The sequence below is a fragment of the Anabaena sp. CCY 9613 genome (assembly GCF_963920895.1).
Taxonomy (GTDB): Bacteria; Cyanobacteriota; Cyanobacteriia; order Cyanobacteriales; family Nostocaceae; genus Cyanocohniella.
In genome coordinates this window covers 68,654-88,126 of sequence record NZ_CAWUDE010000009.1, presented here as the reverse complement: position 1 = coordinate 88,126, position 19,473 = coordinate 68,654, and the positions used below count along the sequence as shown (strand labels likewise).

The following is a 19,473-nucleotide window of genomic DNA, read 5'->3' as shown; positions in this document are numbered from 1 at the left end:
ATGTTAAACAATGTAAAATAATTAAAATTCATTTCGTAGTTTCAGCCCTTATTTGAGAACTAAAGTCCTCACTACAAACCTTTAATTATTTACGCCTTCCTACTTAGTTAAACGATCGCCTGAAAATTCATCCTCTATTTATCACTCATAAATATTGTTCGCATTCCCCAAAAAATTAAATTTGGTTCCACAATTAAACGGCTGGCAATTTCAGGAACCTGTAGTTTTAAATAGTTGATTATTAACAAGCGATCGCCTCCTTTAATTACCACCTTACTTTCAGGAAATAATTCCCACCAAGCTAAGATAAAATCTTTAATTCCCGCCAATAAAGTATGGATAACTCCACTTTGAATAGCCTCTGGTGTATTCAAGGCAAAACGTGACGGTAAAGTGATATTTTCTGTTGTTAGTTGTGGTAATTGTCCAGTTTTTTGCCCTAACGTCGCAAACTGTAAACCCAATCCCGGTAGAATTGCGCCTCCCACTAAATATTGATTAGCATCCGCACCTGTAAAAGTTAAGGCTGTCCCAGCATCAATTACTAACATGGGAAAACCCCAAGTTTTGCCAGCACCCCATAAAGCTAAAGCACGGTCAATTCCCAGTGTGGGATAAATATTTAAGAGGGGTATTTGGTCTAAACTAACGACTTGAACATGAGGATATGTTTGCCAAAGTGCAGTTTGACTGGGAACGACGGAAGAGAGGAGGATGGGGAGATGGGGAAAAAAAATTTCTGGGGGTACATTATCTACGGTTAGACATTGGGGTATTTGCTGTATAACTGACTCAGCTATATGGTCAGTATCCCAAGTGTGTTTTAGGGTTTCCCCTGTAAATAACGCCCAATGTAACCGGGAATTACCAATCTCTAACGCTAACCATTGATTTTCTCCTTGTCTGTGTGGTTTCACAGTTTTAACTTTTTTAAGTCACTCATAGGTTTTTTAATAAAACTTAACAATCAAGGCGTGTCACAATAAAACCAGAGGCATAAATACTCATTTTGTTAAGGAAGGGCGTTATGGTAGCACTCACCGAAAGAACTGAAAAGCGGCTAACCATAGAGACTGTGGAAATCGCTCAAGAAACGATCGCAATTCGTTCTTTAGACTGGGATCGCGATCGCTTCGATATTGAATTCGGTCTGCAAAACGGTACCACCTATAACTCATTTCTCATTCGCGGTGAACAAACTGCCTTAGTTGACACCTCCCATGAAAAGTTTCGCCAATTATATTTTGATACCCTCACCGGATTAATCAATCCCACAGAAATTGATTATTTAATTATCAGCCACACCGAGCCAGACCATAGCGGCTTAGTCAAAGATTTGCTACAAATGGCTCCAGATATCACAGTTGTGGCTTCTAAAGTAGCAATTCAGTTTCTGGAAAATTTTGTTCATCAGCCATTTAAACGGCAAATTGTCAAAAATGGCGATCGCCTAGATTTAGGTAACGGTCACGAATTTGAATTTGTCATCGCCCCTAATTTACACTGGCCTGACACCATATTTAGTTTCGACCACAAAACAAAAACTCTCTACACCTGTGATGCTTTTGGGCTGCATTATTGCTCAGACAGCACCTTCGACGAAGATTTAGCAGCCATTGAAGCAGACTTTAAATATTACTACGACTGTTTAATGGGGCCAAATGCGCGTTCAGTGTTGTCTGCCCTCAAACGCATGGCTGAACTGAAAACCATTGAGATGATTGCCACAGGTCACGGCCCCTTATTATCCCATAACGTTGCCGAACTCACCGGACGTTACCGCACTTGGAGCCAAACCCAAACCAAAGCCGAAAACGCCGTAGGGATATTTTACGTTTCCGAATATGGTTATAGCGATCGCCTAGCCCAAGCCATTGCCAAAGGTATCAGCAAAACTGATGTTGCCATAGAAATCGTAGATTTGGGGTCAGGAATAGATTTACAAGAACTACGGGAATTAGTCAGCCGTTGCACAGGATTAGTAGTGGGTATGCCTCCTGCGGGAAGTAAAGCCAATATCCAAGCAGCACTCAGCACTGTTTTAGGATCGGCCCACGAAAAACAAGCCATAGGCATATTTGAAACTGGCGGTGGAGATGACGAACCCATAGACACCTTGTTGAATCAATTCCGCAACCTGGGTTTAACACAAGGTTTCCCCGCAATTCGCATTAAAGAAACACCCACAGAAAACATCTACCAACTTTGTGAAGAAGCCGGTACAGACTTAGGACAATGGGTAACCCGCGATCGCAGCATCAAAGCCATGAAGTCCCTGGGTGCAGACCTCGATAAAGCCTTAGGTCGCATCAGTGGCGGATTGTATATTATCACAGCCAAAAAAGGCGACGTGCAAAGTGCCATGTTAGCCTCCTGGGTGAGTCAAGCCAGCTTCAAACCTATGGGACTATCCATAGCCGTAGCCAAAGACCGAGCAATTGAATCACTCATGCAAGTAGGCGATCGCTTTGTCCTCAACGTCTTAGAAGAAGGCAATTACCAACCACTCATGAGACACTTCCTCAAGCGATTCGCCCCCGGTGCTGACCGCTTTGAAGGAGTAAGAACACAACCAGCCCAAAATGGAGCGCCCATCCTCACCGATGCCCTAGCATACATGGAATGCGAAGTCGTGAGTCGCATGGATTGCGGTGACCACTGGGCAGTATATAGCACCGTCTACGAAGGCAGAGTTTCTAAACCAGAAGCATTCACAGCCGTTCACCATCGTAAAGTCGGCAACCATTATTAAGGGAGGGAGTAGGGGAAATTGCTTTCTTCTCCCATAACACCCCACCCCTAACCCCTCCGGTGCAAGCGAGGAGGGGGAACTGGATTTCCGGTTAAATCCTATTTTTAGAGATGTCTACTCTTTATAAATCAAAATTGTGTACACCGTAGCTATTAAGACAGGGAGTAGGGAGTAGGGGTAAAACCATCAGAGTTTAATAGTCTCAACCTCAAGTGATGCTAAACACTTAAATAGCAAATGAAATCATGCAAAATCATCACATCACCAGTCATCCTAATTCCTGTCCCCCCTCCTCGCTTGCGGGGAGGGGGCTAGGGGGTGGGGTCTCTTGGCAAAGCCCACCAGGTATCTGGAAACAACTTAAACCTCTAGCCCGACAGATGCGGACACAAGCCACATTGTCAGAAAAGCTACTTTGGCAAAAATTAAAAAATAAGCAACTGCGAGGTTTTAAGTTTCGTCGTCAGCAGGTTATTGATAGGTTTATCGTTGACTTTTATTGCCACGAAATCAAATTAGTGATTGAGGTGGATGGGGAGATTCACAATTACACTCAAGTAGAAGATGCTATGCGACAAGAGTTTTTAGAATCTTTGGGTTTGCGGGTGGTGAGATTTCAGAATGAGGATATTTTGTTCAGGATAGAGGGTGTTTTAGAGGAAATTGTGCGTTGGTTGGAATAAGACCCCACCCCTAGCCCCTCCCCGCAAGCGAGGAGGGGGATAAGAGTTATTAGAAATAAGGAAATCAAGCTATGGCAGAAAACAAACCCCGTGATGTTCAAATACTCCCCATCGGCACAGACACAACCGTACTGCGATCGCGTAGCTGGTCAAGATTGAGATTTGAAATTGAATATGCCCTAGCCAAAGGCACAACAGCTAATTCATATGTAATTCAAGCTGATAAAATCGCCATCATTGACCCTCCAGGGGAAACATTTACGCAAATTTATTTAGAGGCGTTGCAGCAACGCTTTGATGTCAAAGCCATTGATTATGTCATCCTGGGTCACATCAATCCTAACCGCGCTGCTACCATCAAAGCCTTATTAGAACTTGCACCACAGATTACCTTTGTGTGTTCTAATCCTGGGGCGAAGAATTTACGTAATACTCTGGAAAATCAGGATTTACCAATTATGGTGATGCGGGGGGAAGAAACCCTCAATTTAGGTAAAGGACATGATTTACAGTTCATCCCCACTCCTAACCCGCGCTACGCAGACCTGCTTTGCACCTATGACCCACAAACAGAAATTCTCTACTCAGATAAACTATTTGGGGCGCATATTTGTGGTGATCAGGTATTTGATGAAGGTTGGGAAACCATCAACGAAGACCGCAGGTATTATTTTGATTGTTTGATGGCTCCCCATGCTCGTCAAGTAGACACAGCATTAGATAAACTGGCTGATTTGCCCATGAGAATGTATGCCACGGGACATGGCCCCATAGTGCGTTACGGTTTAATCGAACTGACCAAGGCCTATCGACAGTGGATTCAACAGCAAGCATCAGCAGACTTGACAGTTGCATTAATTTATGCATCAGCTTATGGGAATACAGCCACATTAGCCCAGGCGATCGCTCGTGGTATTACAAAAGCTGGCGTAGCAGTAGAATCAATTAACTGCGAATTTACAGAACCAGAAGAAATCCGTGCTGCTGTAGAAAAAGCCGATGGTTTTATAATTGGTTCACCTACCCTTGGTGGTCACGCACCCACACCAGTGCAAACAGCTTTAGGAATTGTCCTATCCACCGCTACCACAAATAAACTTGCTGGCGTGTTTGGTTCCTTTGGCTGGAGTGGTGAAGCAGTTGACTTAATTGAAAACAAACTCAAAGATGCTGGCTACAGATTCGGTTTTGATGCCATCCGCGTCAAATTCAAACCCAATGATGCCACACTACAATTGTGTGAAGAAGCCGGCACTGACTTTGCCCAAGGACTAAAGAAATCCAAAAAAGTCCGTGTTCCCAGCCAACCAGCCACCAATGTAGAACAAGCAGTTGGTCGCATTGTCGGTTCTCTGTGTGTAGTTACAGCTAAACAAGAAGATATTTCCAGTGCTATGTTAGCCTCTTGGGTATCTCAAGCCAGCTTTAATCCTCCAGGTTTAACTGTAGCCGTTGCTAAAGACCGCGCCTTAGAATTATTAATGCACTCAGGTAACAAATTTGTTCTTAACATCCTTCAAGAAGGCAATCACATCGGTTTGATGAAACATTTTCTTAAACCCTTTGGCCCAGGACAAGACCGATTTGCTGATGTTGCTGCTGAAGAGACTGAAAGTGGTTCCCCTGTCCTCAATGATGCTTTGGCATACTTAGAATGTTCAGTCCAAAGCCGCATGGAATCTGGTGACCATTGGCTAGTTTATGCCACAGTTGATAATGGTAAAGTCCTAAATAAAGATGGTGTGACAGCCGTACATCAACGGAAAACGGGCAGTCATTATTAGTCGTCATCACTATCCTTATTTGACCTTTCCACACTAGTGAAATAATATCCTGTCACCGCAGTAGCTAGTGGGCCCAAAAATGTATACAAGGTTTTAGATGCTTCATTGACATTTGCTGTAGCGCTGTTTATTCTTTCAGTATATTGCTCTCTATCATCAGCCGCTGGTGTTTGTATTAACTGCCAAGAAAAAACAATAGTTGACACCAAATTTGCAAATACGACAAACCCAAGTAAATACCATAAGAATTTTGCCAAATCTCCCGAAACGAGAGTTCTATAATTTTTTCGCTCTTCTACAAGGGAAAACTTATCCTTACTAGAACCTGCAAAACTACCGAACTTTTTGGTAGTTTCTTCCAGGTTTACAGATTCTTTGGGATCAATTGGATCAATTTTATGATGAAAGCCATCACTTGATGACAGTGGTGGCTTTTGATCAGAACTTACAGATATTTCTTGGCTTTCTGACATGAAAATTTACTAAGCAAGGATTAATTCTCTAGTTATATCTCCTTCTTTCAACAGAATTGCCGCAGTACCATTGCCTTGCTTCTCATTTTCTTTCAATTTTGCATACAATCCCATAACGGCCAAGCCTTTTCTTAAGACCTCTGTTTCTGAAATGCCTAGTTCTCGGGCAATTTCTTTTAAATCTTCAGAAGCTTTTTCATTCAAACTGACTTTTACCGCACGCTTATTCATATATGTACTGTTCGACTCCTTGTGCCATATTTACTAGATGAAGGGACAGGGATTACCCCAAAATGACCCCTCATTTACTCCTAAAATACCCTAAATTCTAGCAAAAGTGATCCGTAATACATAGTTTTTTTTTGTAAAAAATCGCTATCACCCCGATGAAATAAGGGTTTGAGAATTTTCTAGATTGAAGCATACATAATTTCCCAAAGATATTAAGAAGAAAGTATGGCTATGCTTCGCTTATTGATAAAAAATACGTAAAATTACGGCTTTTTACCTTTACTTAACCTAAAGCACCTATTTACTTAACCTTTGGGCGATAGTTTTCAGGTGTAACTGTAGTTGCTAGTCAGCTTTATTCCGCGTCATCACTTCCCAAAACTGGCAACATGAATATCCTGCAAGGCTGCATCACATCTGAGTGGGCAATTGTTCGTGTGCTTGTATTTGGGGTATAGGGATAAACCACATCTGACTGATATCTGAAAGCCAAGCATTTAATTATTTCGTGGAAATCATGACTATCCAAAAGCTCATCGGTTTAATAGCTCCATCTGCCATTCTGTTGGGAACATTCATGGCTCCAGCAGCAGCAGTTTCGCTCAAACCCATCGGTACTTACAACACAGGACTTTTTGATGTCAGTGCAGCGGAAATCCCAACTTATGACCCGGTATCCCAACGGCTGTTTGTAGTCAATGCGGGAGCCAAAACCATCGATGTAATAGGCATTAGCGACCCAACAAACCCATCGTTGCTGTTCAATATTGATATCAATACCTATTTCTCTGGTGGAAATGCTAACAGTGTCGCCTTTAAGAATGGCATACTAGCAGCAGCAGTAGAAGCACCAGTTACCCAGGATTTAGGCAAGGCTTTATTTTTTAATGCTAATGGTGGTTTTCTCGGTGATGTCACCGTGGGAGCGTTACCTGACATGCTGACTTTCACTCCCAATGGTAACCGCTTGTTAGTAGCTAATGAAGGTGAGCCAAATAGTGACTATACCATCGACCCAGAAGGCTCAGTCAGTATCATAGATTTAGATTTCTTGAATCTCTCAAATTCTAATGTGATCACTGCTGGCTTTAGACAATTCAACAGCCAAATTGATCAGTTACGGGATGCTGGGGTACGCATTTTTGGGCCAAATGCCACTGTAGCCCAGGATTTAGAGCCAGAATACATTACAGTTTCTGATGATTCTACTAAAGCATGGGTAGCGTTACAGGAAAATAATGCCTTTGGGGTTCTAGATCTGATTAATAATGAGTTTACCGACATTATTCCCTTAGGCTTTAAGGATCGTAGCTTACCAGGAAATGGAATGGATGCTAGCAACGAAGATGGTGCTATTAACATTACCAACTGGCCTGTTCTTGGTATGTACCAACCCGATGGCATTGACTCTTATACCGTTAATGGCAAAACTTACATTGTCACGGCCAACGAAGGCGATGCCCGCGATTACGATGGTTTTAGTGAAGAAGTCCGATTGGGTAACAATAGCTATCAACTCGACCCCAACGTGTTTCCCAATGCTGATGACCTCAAGGAAGAGGCAAATCTGGGTCGCCTGAATGTCACCAATACTCTAGGTGATGTAGATGGTGATGGTCTATTTGAGCAAATCTTTGCCTATGGTGGCCGTTCCTTCACTATTTGGGATGCTGAAACACTTGAACCAGTTTATGACAGTGGTGACGAGTTTGAGCAAATTATCGCCCAACGCTTACCTGATTTCTTCAACTCTAATAATGATGAGAATGGCTTTGATACTCGCAGTGACGATAAAGGCCCAGAACCAGAGGACGTGAAGATTGCCCAAATTGGCGATCGCATTTACGCCTTTATCGGATTAGAGCGCGTCGGGGGCATCATGACTTATGATGTCACTGACCCAGTGAATCCTATCTTTGTAAACTACGTTAACAACCGCGACTTTACGGCAGATACTACGACCCCAGCAGCCGGTGACTTGGGTGCAGAAGGTTTACTTTTCATTTCCGCCACCGATAGCCCCAATGGTCAGCCATTACTAGTTGTAGCTAATGAAGTTAGTGGTACAACAACCATCTTCTCTATTGAAGCAGAGACTGAAACCCAATCTGTTCCTGAGCCTGGGGCCATCTTGGGCTTAATGGCAATTAGTTTAATGGGGATGCTGAAATTCAAGCGGCAGCGCTAAGACAGAGGCTAGGGGTTAGCACTTAGCCCCTAGTCTTAAATTCTTTTCTCTAAATATTGACCAATCATCAACTGCTCACCAGCGCGAGAAATAATGGTCTGTCTGGTGCGGTATTTGCTACCAATCAGTTTTAACTCCTCCTCAAACACTGAGCCTTTGTACTCAGTTCGCAAACATAGTGTTTTGGGGTTGGGGAAATAATATTGAGCAGTGACTGGTTTGGATGTGGCAAAACCGCGATCGCGATATAAAATACTGCCCAAAGCTCCAAATAGCGTCGAACCTTGGGACTCTTTTCTGCCTTTTAATACATCTGTACTTTCCCAAGTGACTTCCGCACCACAGATTAAACTCACCTCATCAGATAAATCATGCATTTGTCCCAATGTGTGCAATTGATCACATCCTGGTGCTAAAAACCGGATCTTGATGACACTCTCTATTTCTTTTGTTTCTCCTGCTGGCAGAGTGTAGTAGCGCCTTTCTGAGTGCCACTGTCCGACTGATTCCTGGAAGAAATCTGTGATCTGTGATTCGTCATGAGTTGGTGTCAGTTGTAACGGTGATATCACGCGTAATTGTCCTCACCTAATAATTAATGAAAGTTGGTTTTATGCATATACTATATATAACAAAAAAGCAAACAATGTTTAAGATTTTTAATATATATAATAAATACTGAGGATCACGAGTGACATTAATAATATTTTTGCTACTATAGTTTATGTATTGTTAGTAAAACTAAATATCGTCATTAGATGATGGTAAATTAGCAAATAAAAATGTCAATCAAACCATAGTTATAGTTTTTGAATGTATCCATCTTTAGATTGATTTTGAGACAATAAAGCTAAATTTATCCTAAAATCAATTAATCATCTTAATTTGCTAAAGAATTATTATTACTGCATAATCACAGTGGCAGTATTAACTATTTGTTGAAGTTATTTTCTGAAGAAATAAAAGCTTAACAACAAAAAGTGACAGAGAAATGACAAAGCAATTAATTTTTATAGGTTGGGAATAGCAATAAATATGTAATTTCTTGGTAAAAAGAGGCTGTTATAACTTTCATAAACTTGTCTATAAACAGTAAAATCAATGATTTTGAGTATCAAAGCCAGAAAAAAATCAATGAAACAGCAAACTCACACAGCCCCAAACCAGGGAACTATGACTCAGTTAAATTCTGCCATTGAGAAGAATGTAACTGGCACACAAAGAAATCAGAACAAGTTTTCTTATTACCTATCGGTTCGCCCGATATTTTTAGTGGCCGGCTTACTCAGTATGGGGCTACTGACCGTAAGTTGTGGTGCCACACCAGAGGAAACTGCCAAAGCACAATCTCAGCAACCTAACGGGGGGCAAACTGGTAACAGGGCAACACCTGTAGATGTAGCGATCGCCCGCACCAATTCATTACGCGCACAACCAACTTATACAGGTAATACCACACCGTTTCGGACAGTATCACTGCGATCGCAGGTAGAAGCAAGGTTATTGGCATTGAACTTAGATGTAGGCGATCGCGTAGAACGGGGACAAAACGTTGGGCAGTTAGATGATGCCCTGTTGTTGACATCCTTAAAGCAAGCAGAAGCCGAACTAGCAGCCTTGAGATCAGAAGTAGCCAGAGCCAAAACTGAAATCAGCAATGCCCAAGCCGAAGTTGAACGAGCAAGACTAGAACTAGTACAAGCCGAAGCCGACTCCCAAAGACAACAAGAACTCTTCCAAGCCGGAGCCATTTCCCAACAAAATGCTCAACAAGCACGAACTGAGGCTCAAACAGCAGCCCAGGTACTAAGAGCAGCCCAAGAGCGAGTGCGTACAGAAGAAGAAGTAGTCGCTGCGGCCCAAGGTAGAGTAGTTGCCCAACAAGCCGTAGTTGCTCAAGCAAAAGAGCGCAGATCCTACGCGCGCTTAATCTCTCCCATTGCTGGTCTTGTCACAGAAAAGGTGACAGAACCGGGAAATCTACTGCAACCAGGAAATGAAGTCTTGCAAATTGCCGACTTTAGCCGTGTAAAAGTCGTAGTACAAGTTTCCGAATTAGAATTATCACAAATTCAAATTGGACAATCTGTACAAGTCCGCTTAGATGCCTTTCCCAATCAATCATTAATTGGCAGAGTCACACGTATTTCTCCCGCAGCCGACGCTACAGCGCGCTTAATACCAGTAGAAGTAGTGATTCCAAACAACGACAACAAGATTGGTAGTGGACTATTAGCACGAGTCAATTTTGAAACCCAGACATCACAGCGAGTAGTGGTTCCCCAAGCAGCGATTCAAGAACAAAACGGCAATAAAAGTTCTGCTTCCTCTACAGCCACAAAGAGCGAAATAGAAGATCGGCGGGGAACAGTATTTGTAGTTACAGATACAGAAAGTAATACCAAAGTGATAGCCCGTGCTGTGACCTTAGGGAACAAAGCTGATGGCAACGTAGAAATTTTATCTGGCTTGCAATCAGGGGAACGCTATGTTGCTCGCAGTGGTCGTCCATTAAAAGATGGTGACGCTGTAGTTCTTTCAGTTTTATCAGAAGCACCAGAGCCAACCCCTGCGGAAAATTAAAAATCATCCCAATAAAAAAACAGAAAATATTCTTAATTACAAAATCCGAATTGGAGATTAATAATAGATGCAGCAAATAAACAAGGGTGGCGGATTTAGTATTAGTACCATCTCCATCCGCCGACACATCGGCACACTGATGCTCGCCCTGGCAGTAGTAGTCATGGGTGTGTTTTTTGTCCTTAAGTTACCAGTAGATTTACTACCATCAATTACCTATCCACGAATTGGTGTCAGGATAGACGCACCAGGAATTTCTCCAGAGGTGGCGATTGATGAAGTGACACGACCTTTAGAATCAGCTTTTACAGCCACAGAGGGAGTGCTACAGGTTTTTTCCCAAACTCGTGAAGGGCAGGTAAGTTTAGATCTTTATTTTGAACCAGGGGGAGATATTGACCAAGCTTTAAATGATGCCACAGCCGCCTTCAATAGAGCTAGAAGCAATTTACCAGACTCTCTGGGCGCACCGCGTTTATTCAAATTTGATCCTTCCCAGTTACCAGTTTACGAATTTGCCTTAACTTCACCCTCATTAGAAAGCGTTGATTTACGGGTTTTTGCCGAAGAAGAACTAGCCCGGGAACTCGGTGTTGTACCTGGAGTAGCGGGGGTTGACGTATCGGGAGGAGTGAATGAAGAAGTTAGAGTTAATCTGGATTTAGACCGCTTACAAGCTTTGGGTGTAGGTTTGACACCTGTACTAGATGAACTAAGAGACCGCAATCAAGATGTTTCTGGTGGTCGGCTATTAGGGCAAAACTCCGAGCCATTGACGCGTACGGTAGGACGCTTCCAAAGTGCAGAAGAAATTAGAAATTTGTCTTTTAAAGTATCTTCTCCCTCAGACTCTAATACCGAATCTCCAGTTTTGAATCGCCGTGTTTATTTGCGAGATTTTGCCGAAGTCGTGGATGGCTCCGAACAACAGCGCATTTATGTTTTATTGAATGGAGAACCATCTGTTAAAGTCAGCATTCAAAAACAGCCAGATGCCAATACTGTTAATGTTGTGGAGGGTGTAAAAAGACGTTTGCAAGAACTTCAGACATCTGGTGTAGTTCCTGAAGGGACAATACTGACACCGACATTAGATGAATCGCAGTTTATCCGTAATTCTATTTCTAACGTTACTACGTCTGGATTAATTGGTACAGGACTAGCTGCTTTTGCAGTTTTACTATTTCTAGGTTCCCTGCGGCAAACTTTTATTATTGTTATTGCTATCCCTTTGGCAAGTTTAGCCGCCATCATCTTAATGGGGATATTTGGTTTATCCCTAAATATCTTCAGCTTGGGTGGTTTAGCCTTAGGCGTGGGTATTGTGGTAGATAACTCCATCGTCATGTTGGAAAACATTGCCGAAGGTGCAGGTATGACTCCCGGTAAAGATACCAAAACTCGCCTAAATGCCCAAGAACTGATTCAAAGAGCTGAACAAAGTAGTCAGGAAGTCGAATCAGCCTTAATTGCGTCTACCAGTACCAACTTGGTAGCGGTGATGCCATTTTTGCTCATCGGTGGCTTTATCTCACTACTCTTCAACGAGTTAATTCTCACCATTACCTTTTCTGTAGCCGCTTCCATTTTGATTGCGGTAACCATTATCCCCATGCTCACATCCCGCACCTTAGCATGGAAATTTTCTAGTGGATTAAGTAGATTTTGGCCGCTACAAGCATTTAATCGTCGCTTTGATGCAGCCACCAACAGATATAGCCGATTTTTAGCTGGGATATTACGCTGGCGGTTACTAACCGTTGCGATCGCTATTCTACTTTTTGGTGGCGGTAGTTTGTGGATGGCTCCGCAAATTCCCCAAGAAATTCTGCCGCGAATTAGTACAGGACAAGCCAGGTTAAACGCTCAGTTTCCTCCCGGTACACCCCTGGAAACGAACCGCAAAGTTATGGCGATGGTAGATGAAATTCTTCTCAACCAACCAGAAACAGAATATGTGTTCTCAACAGCTGGTGGCGCCCTATTTGGTACAAACGTCAATGCTAATCCCCTCAGAGGTACTAGCACTATTACCCTCAAACCAGGTACTAATACAGACGCTTATATAGAACGAGTCACCGCAGAATTTAACAAACTCAATTTAGTAGGAATTCGCCTCCGCCTTTCCCCTGGTCAAGTGCGGGGTTTAATTCTCAGCAACTCTCCGGCGCGCGGTGCTGATGTGGATGTGATTCTTCAGGGGAACGATACAGATAACTTAGAACAAGCTGGGCGGGAAGTATTAGCAGCCCTAGAAGAGCAAGCCAATTTAGTCAGATTCCGTCCTGATGCCGATGAGCGTCAACCAGAACTGCAAATTCGTCCTGACTGGGAGCGAGTGGCAAATTTTGGCTTAAGTACTAGAAGTATTGGCGACACAATTCAGACTGCCATTGAAGGTAGCGTCCCCACCCGATTACAACGTGGCAACAGATTAGTAGATGTCAGAGTACAGTTAAATGAAGAATCCCTGCAAAGCGTTTCTCAATTAGAGAGATTGCCTTTATTTGTCAGCAACAATCGCCAAATTCGTTTGAGCGATGTAGCCACAATAGCCGAAGCCCAAGCCCCAGGAGAAATTCAGCGAATTAATCAGCGTCAGGTCGTCATTCTTGCAGGTAACTTAGCTGAGGGAGCTAATCTCAGTGATGCTTTTACACAGGTAGATACAATTCTCGACAGTATAAATCTACCTGAAGGCGTTAGTGTTTTACCTAGTTCAACAGCTGAATCTAATCAGGAACTACAAAACTCACTACAGCTATTAGGTGGATTAGCGAGCTTTCTCGTATTTGTGGTCATGGCAGTGCAATACAATTCACTCATCGATCCCTTAGTAATTATGTTTACAATTCCTTTGGCGTTAGCCGGGGGGATTTTTGGACTTTACGTTACCAATACAGCCATTGGTGCGACGGTGATTGTGGGGGCGGTGTTGTTGGTGGGTATTGTCGTCAACAATGCCATCATCATGGTGGAACTTGCCAATCAAATTCGCGAACGAGATAAAGTTGACCGCAAAACAGCAATTTTACAAGCTGCACCGCAACGCTTACGTCCAATTTTAATGACTACCATCACTACTGTTTTAGGTATGTTCCCCCTGGCATTGGGAATTGGTGAAGGGTCAGAATTTCTGCAACCATTGGGTGTGGTGGTATTTTCAGGTTTATCTTTAGCCACATTGCTAACCTTGTTTATCATCCCCTGTTTTTATACACTGCTGCACGATTTATTAAATTGGCGTTGGACGAAGCCAATGTTAATCCATTTGGATGGATGGAAGAAGAGGTTTGACTAAAAAACGTTGCTGTAGCACGCTATAGCCTGTTATGAGTTTTCCTGAGGGTTGCAAGCTTTTGTACCCCTCTAACTTTATTGCTGCCAAACTCATCTCAATAATATTGTTGATTATCAGTCTTTAAATCTGACGTTTCACGTCATGTGGAAAAGTCTACGGAAAATCTAACGTCCAAACCAGGAATTCAAAGTCTCTAACGCCACTTGCTACAATGCGGCGGCACTTCCTACTCTGCGAGAAGCCGCGCAGAGCGCGTCTACAAGTCGGGAAATCCGCCCAACGGAGTGCCTTGGGAACCCGCGCAACGCAGTGGCTCCTCCTCGCAGGAGAGAGGTTTTCCAGATACCGTGAAAAGTTAGGTCTTTAATATGGTGAATTTTCGATAAAGTTTATACCTTTATGATCTGCCTTGGGGGAATTTTTGTATTTTTATGCCATATTTTGGGAATACTAATAAAAGAATATTATTTTGTCTGACAAAAATACTATTAAATCAATTAATTTAATACCTTGCAGGATCAAGCAAGATGGATATTTTTTACCAGAGTTCTACTTTACAAAACAAACAAAATTCTCTACAACAAAATTTTCCAGATTTTCTCCGGAGCATTCTGGAAGGCATTATAGATCCTATTCTTGTGAATAAAGATCAGCAAATAGATATTGCTTTACAGCAAATTAATGAAAAATTAGAACAACAAATAGAAGCAAAAACAGCACTGTTAAACCAAACAGTGAATCAGTTACAACGAGAAATTAATGAATATCAACAAGCTGAAACGGCAAGACACAAAACTGAGCAAATTTTTCAAAGACATAATACTGCTTTACAACAACTTGTGCAAAGTGAATCACTACAATACGATGACTTCCCAACTGCCATAAAACATGTCACAGAAGTTGCTAGCATTGGACTTGATGTCGCCCGTGTAAGTATTTGGTTATATACAGAAGATTATGCCAAAATTCAATGTGCTGACTTATATGAACATCCTAGTAATTCTCACAATGCTGGTTTTGAATTATCAGTTTGTGACTATCCCAGCTATTTTCAAGCTCTGAAGGAAGAACAAATTATTGCAGTTATTGATGTTCATCAAGATACTCGCACTTCAGAATTTTCGGATACTTATACACGGCCTCTAGGCATTACCTCAATGCTTGATGTCCGAATTTGGTCGAGGGGAAAAGTTATTGGTGTAGTCTGTTGTGAACATTTGGGTAATCAGCGTCATTGGACTGTAGAAGAAGAAAACTTTATTAGCTCGATTACTGAATTTGTGCGTCTAGTTATTGAATCAAGCGATCGCAAATCTGTAGAAGTCGCTTTAGCTGACAGCGAAAATCAGTTTCGTTTAGTTGTAGAGCAAACTGGACAATTAATTTATGTCTATGATATCGCTGACAATTACATTCGCTGGGCAGGAGCAATTGAGGAAATTACGGGATACATTGCTAATGAATGGCAGCAATTTGATTTAGCGGCTGGGGAAGCGCACATTCATCCTGAAGATCGGCCAAAAGTCAAGTCTTTGTTAGCACAAGCAATGCAAAGCAAAAGTCAGTATCAAATCGAATATCGCCTACAGAAAAAAGATGGCTCCTATATTTATGTAGAGGATCGCGGCAAATTTTTAGTAAACAATATCAAAGCAAGTAACTACTTAGTCGGCACAATGAGTAATGTGAGCGAACGCAAAACTGCTGAAGAGGCTCTACAACAATCAGAAGTTCAATTCCGGCAACAAGCACAACAACTAGAGAAGACATTAAAGGAATTACAGCGTACTCAAAGTCAAATGATCCAAAGTGAAAAAATGTCTTCCATAGGTCAATTAGTAGCAGGGGTAGCCCACGAAATTAATAATCCAGTTAATTTTATTTATGGCAATATTACACCTGCTAACGATTACATCCATGATTTACTTCAACTGATTAGACTCTATCAGGAATACTACCCTCAACCAGTTGCAATTATTCAAAAAGAAATTGAGGTAATAGATTTAGAATTTTTGATGCAGGATTTACCTAAATTATTGAAGTCAATAAAAATAGGAGCAGAACGCATTCGCCAAATAGTTCTTTCATTGCGAAATTTCTCTCGTTTAGATGAGGCTGAATATAAAGCAGTAAATATTCATGAAGGAATTGATAGTACTTTATTAATTTTAGAAAATCGACTCAAAAATAAACCTGGCTCTCCCGGTATTGAAGTCATCAAAAAATATGGCGAATTGCCGTTGATAGAGTGTTACGCTGGGCAACTCAATCAGGTCTTTATGAATATTTTAACTAATGCTATAGATGCATTAGAAGAAAGAAACGAAAAACTGTCTTACCAAGAGATTCAAGAATCGCCTGGCATGATTTTTATTTATACCGAAATTATCGACGATAATCAAATTATTATTAAAATTCGTGATAATGGATTGGGTATACCAGAAGCGATTAAACAACTAATTTTTGATCCTTTCTTTACTACCAAACCAATTGGCAAAGGTACAGGCATGGGTATGTCTATTAGCTACCAGATTATTACCAAAAATCACAGTGGTAAATTTTACTGCATTTCATCCCCAGATGAGGGTACAGAATTTGTGATTGAGATTCCCTTAAAACAGCAAATAAATAAAATCGACGGTAATCCAATTATCTCAAGAGATAAAGAGGATAATAGACCGCCGATTTAGTCATTATTCATGGGAGAAGAAACTTCAACCCGACTTTCTTTAGCCTCTAAGACTTAATCAAAACCAATTTACGTAGATGCAAATTATAAAAATGAGAGTGTCTCCAGAAAATAGATCTAAGTAAAAGCCACCAAGATATTGGACAGAAAATAGATTTATCTAAGATTGACAAGCAGCTTTGGAATTTTCTGTGCTTGAGAGCCGCTAAAATCCAATGCAGTTTCAAATAACTCTTGATATTTTGGAGCTTAGGTAGATAAGACTGGTGCTTTTCGTCAATTAAAGCGTAAATCTTCTCTTTCATTAAGATATTTGTATTTAGCCGCCGCGCTAAAGAAAACTTTTGGTTATATGCACCAGTCCAAATAGTCCGGTAGGCGAGGCACTGATTCACAAAAACGGCATGGCCAAACTGGGCAATGCGAATCCAGGAATCGATATCATCACAGTTAGCATCAAGTCGGGAATCCCAACCATAAGTTTGCCAAAAAGCATCACGACTGCAAGCTACCTGAGCAGGTGTCCCAAAAGGTACAAGCTCTAGCAGCATACCGTAGTGAATATCAGCTTGGGGAATATAAAAAGCTAAACCAGGGCCAACTTGAGGGGTACGACTAAGTTCAACTTCGTGACTATCTACCTGAGCTGCCACACAAGAACAAATTACAGCACCCGGACAAAGGGCGATCGCCTCCGCCATTTCTTCTATACAATTGGGAGCTAGGTAGTCATCATCATCCAAAAACTTAATCCAGTCACCGCTCGCTTTGTGGACACCAGCATTTACCGTAGCTGCATGACCTTTGTTAATCTGATTGCGATGGTAAACAACAGAGTTGCCTAAGCTTTTTACGTATGCTTCAGTGCCATCAGATGAACAGTCATCGGCAATAATTACCTCACAAGGTACTGTCTGGTTAAGCGCAGAGTCAATTGCTCTTTGCAGCAAACTCAAGCGGTTATATGTAGTAATAACGACGCTAAATTTCATAAATCCGATGCTTGTAGCACAGACTCTTGCAATATAGCTTTGATGACTAGGGTGCTGAATCGGTAAAATTATTGATATTTAAATCTAAAATAAGTGGACTGAAAGAGGATTATCGATTTATTATTAATGATTGTGAGTTTTTAAAGCAAACAGGCTATGAGCGCTCAAGAGATTATCCGTTCCATTGAAGCGGAACAACTAAAATCGGATTTGCCCATAATCTATGTGGGTGATACCGTAAAAGTCGGTGTCAAGATTAAAGAAGGCCAAAAATACCGCATACAACCCTACGAAGGCGTTGTCATTGCCAAACGCAATGGTGGTATTAACGAAACAATTACCGTCCGTCGTGTATTTCAAGGCATTGGTGTAGAACGGGTATTTTTGTTACATTCTCCCCGAATTGACAACATCAAAGTCCTACGTCGAGGTAAAGTCCGCCGGGCGAAGCTATATTACTTACGCAAACGTGTAGGTAAAGCTACTCGGATTAAACAAAGATTTGACCGTGCTTTGTAAACCTCTTTCAAAGTATGGGAGAAATTTCTATTAACAAGCGGCAAATGCCGCTGATTTGCTCCCCCGACCAAAATAAAATAAAATTAAGAGTTAAAATTGTGCTATACTAAAAAAGGTTCAGCTAAATAACTGAATCCACCCCAGCTTGTGCGCTCTTAGTTCAGTTGGTAGAACGCAGGTCTCCAAAACCTGATGTCGGGGGTTCAAGTCCTCCAGGGCGCGCTTGAAAGCAAAAAACACAGCCCGAAGTGATAGCACGCCTGCTAATGTAGCAGTTAGTGTAAATGATTTCGGGTATAATTATTTTATATTTGCAGCTTTTTTGCTTCCAATAAGTATGATGGAGTCGAAGCTGTAAGCCTGGATGTGAATTAGCAGGTTATAGCTCTATTTTATTTAAGAAACGGGGGGACAAACGACAGTGGCCAAAAAAAATGAAGCAGAAATGCCAGCAACCACTAATGGATTTAGTGTGACGAACTTTTTTCAAGGAACAAAAGAAGAACTGGAAAAAGTCGTTTGGCCCAGTCGCAAGCAGTTAGTGAGTGAATCAGCTGCTGTGCTGTTAATGGTGACACTCTCCGCATCTTTGATATATTTGGTCGATGGATTGTTTGGTTGGGTAGCAAAACAGGTGTTCTGATGACTTCTGCAACAGACGAACCATACAACTCAGCGTTGCAGTCAGAGGAAACAGCAGAAACAGCGCTCAAGGAAGCACGCTGGTATGCAGTGCAAGTAGCCTCAGGCTGTGAAAAACGCGTGAAAACAAATTTGGAGCAACGCATTCAAACATTTGATGTTGCTGACAAAATTATCCAGGTAGAAATTCCTCACACGCCAGCGGTGAAAATTCGTAAGGATGGCAGTCGCCAGCACACAGAAGAGAAAGTTTTTCCTGGCTATGTGCTAGTGCGGATGGTGATGGAAGATGATACATGGCAGGTGGTACGAAACACTTCCCATGTAATTAATTTCGTGGGAGCAGAACAAAAACGTGGCGGTAGCAAAAGCCGCGGTCACGTTAAACCAGTACCCCTGGGCCCATCCGAAGTAGAACGGATATTCAAACAGACTAGCGAACAGGAGCCAATTGTCAAAATTGATATGGCGACTGGTGATAAGATAGTCGTGCTTTCTGGTCCTTTTAAAGACTTTGAAGGTGAGGTGATTGAAGTCAGTCCAGAGCGAAGCAAACTCAAAGCCTTGCTCTCGATTTTTGGCCGCGATACACCAGTAGAATTGGAATTTAATCAGGTAGAGAAACAGAGCTAACAC

15 protein-coding genes and 1 tRNA gene are annotated in these 19,473 nt (G+C 41.9%); 11 read left to right on the top strand and 5 right to left on the bottom strand.

The window, feature by feature from the left end; all coding sequences use genetic code 11:
• Nucleotides 1–134: 134 nt before the first annotated feature.
• Nucleotides 135–917, bottom strand: coding sequence for a pantothenate kinase (locus tag ACM0OT_RS12615; protein WP_414564686.1), 783 nt, complete (start codon nucleotides 915–917; stop codon nucleotides 135–137).
• A 110-nt stretch (nucleotides 918–1,027) separates the two neighbouring features.
• Between ACM0OT_RS12615 and ACM0OT_RS12610 the strand changes: the two genes are divergently transcribed.
• From ACM0OT_RS12610 to ACM0OT_RS12600, 3 genes are all read left to right on the top strand, one after another.
• Nucleotides 1,028–2,752: a diflavin flavoprotein gene (locus ACM0OT_RS12610; RefSeq protein ID WP_414564684.1), complete on the top strand. Its 1,725-nt coding sequence runs from the start codon at nucleotides 1,028–1,030 to the stop codon at nucleotides 2,750–2,752.
• A gap of 245 nt (nucleotides 2,753–2,997) precedes the next feature.
• Nucleotides 2,998–3,435: an endonuclease domain-containing protein gene (locus ACM0OT_RS12605; protein WP_414564683.1), complete on the top strand. Its 438-nt coding sequence runs from the start codon at nucleotides 2,998–3,000 to the stop codon at nucleotides 3,433–3,435.
• A gap of 71 nt (nucleotides 3,436–3,506) precedes the next feature.
• Nucleotides 3,507–5,219, top strand: coding sequence for a diflavin flavoprotein (locus tag ACM0OT_RS12600; protein WP_414564682.1), 1,713 nt, complete (start codon nucleotides 3,507–3,509; stop codon nucleotides 5,217–5,219).
• On the opposite strand, the gene ACM0OT_RS12595 is transcribed toward ACM0OT_RS12600, so the two are convergent.
• Both ACM0OT_RS12595 and ACM0OT_RS12590 read right to left on the bottom strand, forming a co-directional pair.
• Nucleotides 5,216–5,692 (bottom strand): hypothetical protein, encoded by a 477-nt coding sequence (locus ACM0OT_RS12595; protein ID WP_414564681.1) that lies wholly within the window; start codon nucleotides 5,690–5,692, stop codon nucleotides 5,216–5,218. The two genes, ACM0OT_RS12600 and ACM0OT_RS12595, sit on opposite strands and share 4 nt — an antisense overlap.
• A 9-nt stretch (nucleotides 5,693–5,701) precedes the next feature.
• The gene (locus tag ACM0OT_RS12590; protein ID WP_414564680.1) at nucleotides 5,702–5,923 is read right to left on the bottom strand and encodes a hypothetical protein; all 222 of its coding nucleotides are present in this window, start codon (nucleotides 5,921–5,923) and stop codon (nucleotides 5,702–5,704) included.
• Between the two features lie 517 nt (nucleotides 5,924–6,440).
• Here ACM0OT_RS12590 and ACM0OT_RS12585 point away from each other — a divergent pair.
• Nucleotides 6,441–8,111, top strand: coding sequence for a choice-of-anchor I family protein (locus tag ACM0OT_RS12585; RefSeq protein ID WP_414564679.1), 1,671 nt, complete (start codon nucleotides 6,441–6,443; stop codon nucleotides 8,109–8,111).
• Between the two features lie 35 nt (nucleotides 8,112–8,146).
• On the opposite strand, the gene ACM0OT_RS12580 is transcribed toward ACM0OT_RS12585, so the two are convergent.
• Entirely contained in the window at nucleotides 8,147–8,683 is a 537-nt protein-coding gene (locus tag ACM0OT_RS12580; RefSeq protein ID WP_414564678.1) for a phycobiliprotein lyase, read from the bottom strand.
• Nucleotides 8,684–9,245: 562 nt separating this feature from the next.
• Between ACM0OT_RS12580 and ACM0OT_RS12575 the strand changes: the two genes are divergently transcribed.
• The 3 genes from ACM0OT_RS12575 (at nucleotide 9,246) to ACM0OT_RS12565 (ending at nucleotide 16,685) form a co-directional block, all read left to right on the top strand.
• Nucleotides 9,246–10,694, top strand: coding sequence for an efflux RND transporter periplasmic adaptor subunit (locus ACM0OT_RS12575; protein WP_414564677.1), 1,449 nt, complete (start codon nucleotides 9,246–9,248; stop codon nucleotides 10,692–10,694).
• A gap of 67 nt (nucleotides 10,695–10,761) precedes the next feature.
• Nucleotides 10,762–13,995: an efflux RND transporter permease subunit gene (locus tag ACM0OT_RS12570; RefSeq protein ID WP_414564676.1), complete on the top strand. Its 3,234-nt coding sequence runs from the start codon at nucleotides 10,762–10,764 to the stop codon at nucleotides 13,993–13,995.
• A gap of 527 nt (nucleotides 13,996–14,522) precedes the next feature.
• Nucleotides 14,523–16,685 (top strand): ATP-binding protein, encoded by a 2,163-nt coding sequence (locus ACM0OT_RS12565; protein WP_414564675.1) that lies wholly within the window; start codon nucleotides 14,523–14,525, stop codon nucleotides 16,683–16,685.
• Nucleotides 16,686–16,731: 46 nt separating this feature from the next.
• On the opposite strand, the gene ACM0OT_RS12560 is transcribed toward ACM0OT_RS12565, so the two are convergent.
• Nucleotides 16,732–17,676, bottom strand: a complete 945-nt coding sequence (locus ACM0OT_RS12560) for a glycosyltransferase family 2 protein (RefSeq protein WP_414564674.1) — start codon at nucleotides 17,674–17,676, stop codon at nucleotides 16,732–16,734.
• 156 nt (nucleotides 17,677–17,832) lie between these two features.
• Here ACM0OT_RS12560 and rplS point away from each other — a divergent pair, with 156 nt between their 5' ends.
• The 4 genes from rplS to nusG all read left to right on the top strand — a co-directional run bounded on the left by rplS (nucleotide 17,833) and on the right by nusG (nucleotide 19,470).
• Nucleotides 17,833–18,195 (top strand): 50S ribosomal protein L19, encoded by a 363-nt coding sequence (rplS, locus tag ACM0OT_RS12555; protein ID WP_414564673.1) that lies wholly within the window; start codon nucleotides 17,833–17,835, stop codon nucleotides 18,193–18,195.
• Between the two features lie 149 nt (nucleotides 18,196–18,344).
• Nucleotides 18,345–18,417: transfer RNA gene (locus ACM0OT_RS12550), tRNA-Trp, on the top strand.
• A gap of 199 nt (nucleotides 18,418–18,616) precedes the next feature.
• The gene (secE, locus tag ACM0OT_RS12545; RefSeq protein WP_414545105.1) at nucleotides 18,617–18,838 is read left to right on the top strand and encodes a preprotein translocase subunit SecE; all 222 of its coding nucleotides are present in this window, start codon (nucleotides 18,617–18,619) and stop codon (nucleotides 18,836–18,838) included.
• Nucleotides 18,838–19,470, top strand: coding sequence for a transcription termination/antitermination protein NusG (gene nusG / locus ACM0OT_RS12540; RefSeq protein WP_414564671.1), 633 nt, complete (start codon nucleotides 18,838–18,840; stop codon nucleotides 19,468–19,470). The genes secE and nusG overlap by 1 nt, the downstream gene beginning before the upstream one ends.
• Nucleotides 19,471–19,473: the final 3 nt, after the last annotated feature.

Excerpts from the sequence above, each read along its gene's own strand:
- nusG (WP_414564671.1), top strand. The coding sequence starts at position 18,838 with ATGACTTCTGCAACAGACGAACCATACAACTCAGCGTTGCAGTCAGAG.
- ACM0OT_RS12590 (WP_414564680.1), bottom strand. The coding sequence starts at position 5,923 with ATGAATAAGCGTGCGGTAAAAGTCAGTTTGAATGAAAAAGCTTCTGAA.
- ACM0OT_RS12585 (WP_414564679.1), top strand. The coding sequence starts at position 6,441 with ATGACTATCCAAAAGCTCATCGGTTTAATAGCTCCATCTGCCATTCTG.
- ACM0OT_RS12570 (WP_414564676.1), top strand. The coding sequence starts at position 10,762 with ATGCAGCAAATAAACAAGGGTGGCGGATTTAGTATTAGTACCATCTCC.
- ACM0OT_RS12560 (WP_414564674.1), bottom strand. The coding sequence starts at position 17,676 with ATGAAATTTAGCGTCGTTATTACTACATATAACCGCTTGAGTTTGCTG.
- ACM0OT_RS12575 (WP_414564677.1), top strand. The coding sequence starts at position 9,246 with ATGAAACAGCAAACTCACACAGCCCCAAACCAGGGAACTATGACTCAG.
- ACM0OT_RS12600 (WP_414564682.1), top strand. The coding sequence starts at position 3,507 with ATGGCAGAAAACAAACCCCGTGATGTTCAAATACTCCCCATCGGCACA.
- ACM0OT_RS12565 (WP_414564675.1), top strand. The coding sequence starts at position 14,523 with ATGGATATTTTTTACCAGAGTTCTACTTTACAAAACAAACAAAATTCT.
- rplS (WP_414564673.1), top strand. The coding sequence starts at position 17,833 with ATGAGCGCTCAAGAGATTATCCGTTCCATTGAAGCGGAACAACTAAAA.
- ACM0OT_RS12595 (WP_414564681.1), bottom strand. The coding sequence starts at position 5,692 with ATGTCAGAAAGCCAAGAAATATCTGTAAGTTCTGATCAAAAGCCACCA.
- ACM0OT_RS12610 (WP_414564684.1), top strand. The coding sequence starts at position 1,028 with ATGGTAGCACTCACCGAAAGAACTGAAAAGCGGCTAACCATAGAGACT.
- ACM0OT_RS12605 (WP_414564683.1), top strand. The coding sequence starts at position 2,998 with ATGCAAAATCATCACATCACCAGTCATCCTAATTCCTGTCCCCCCTCC.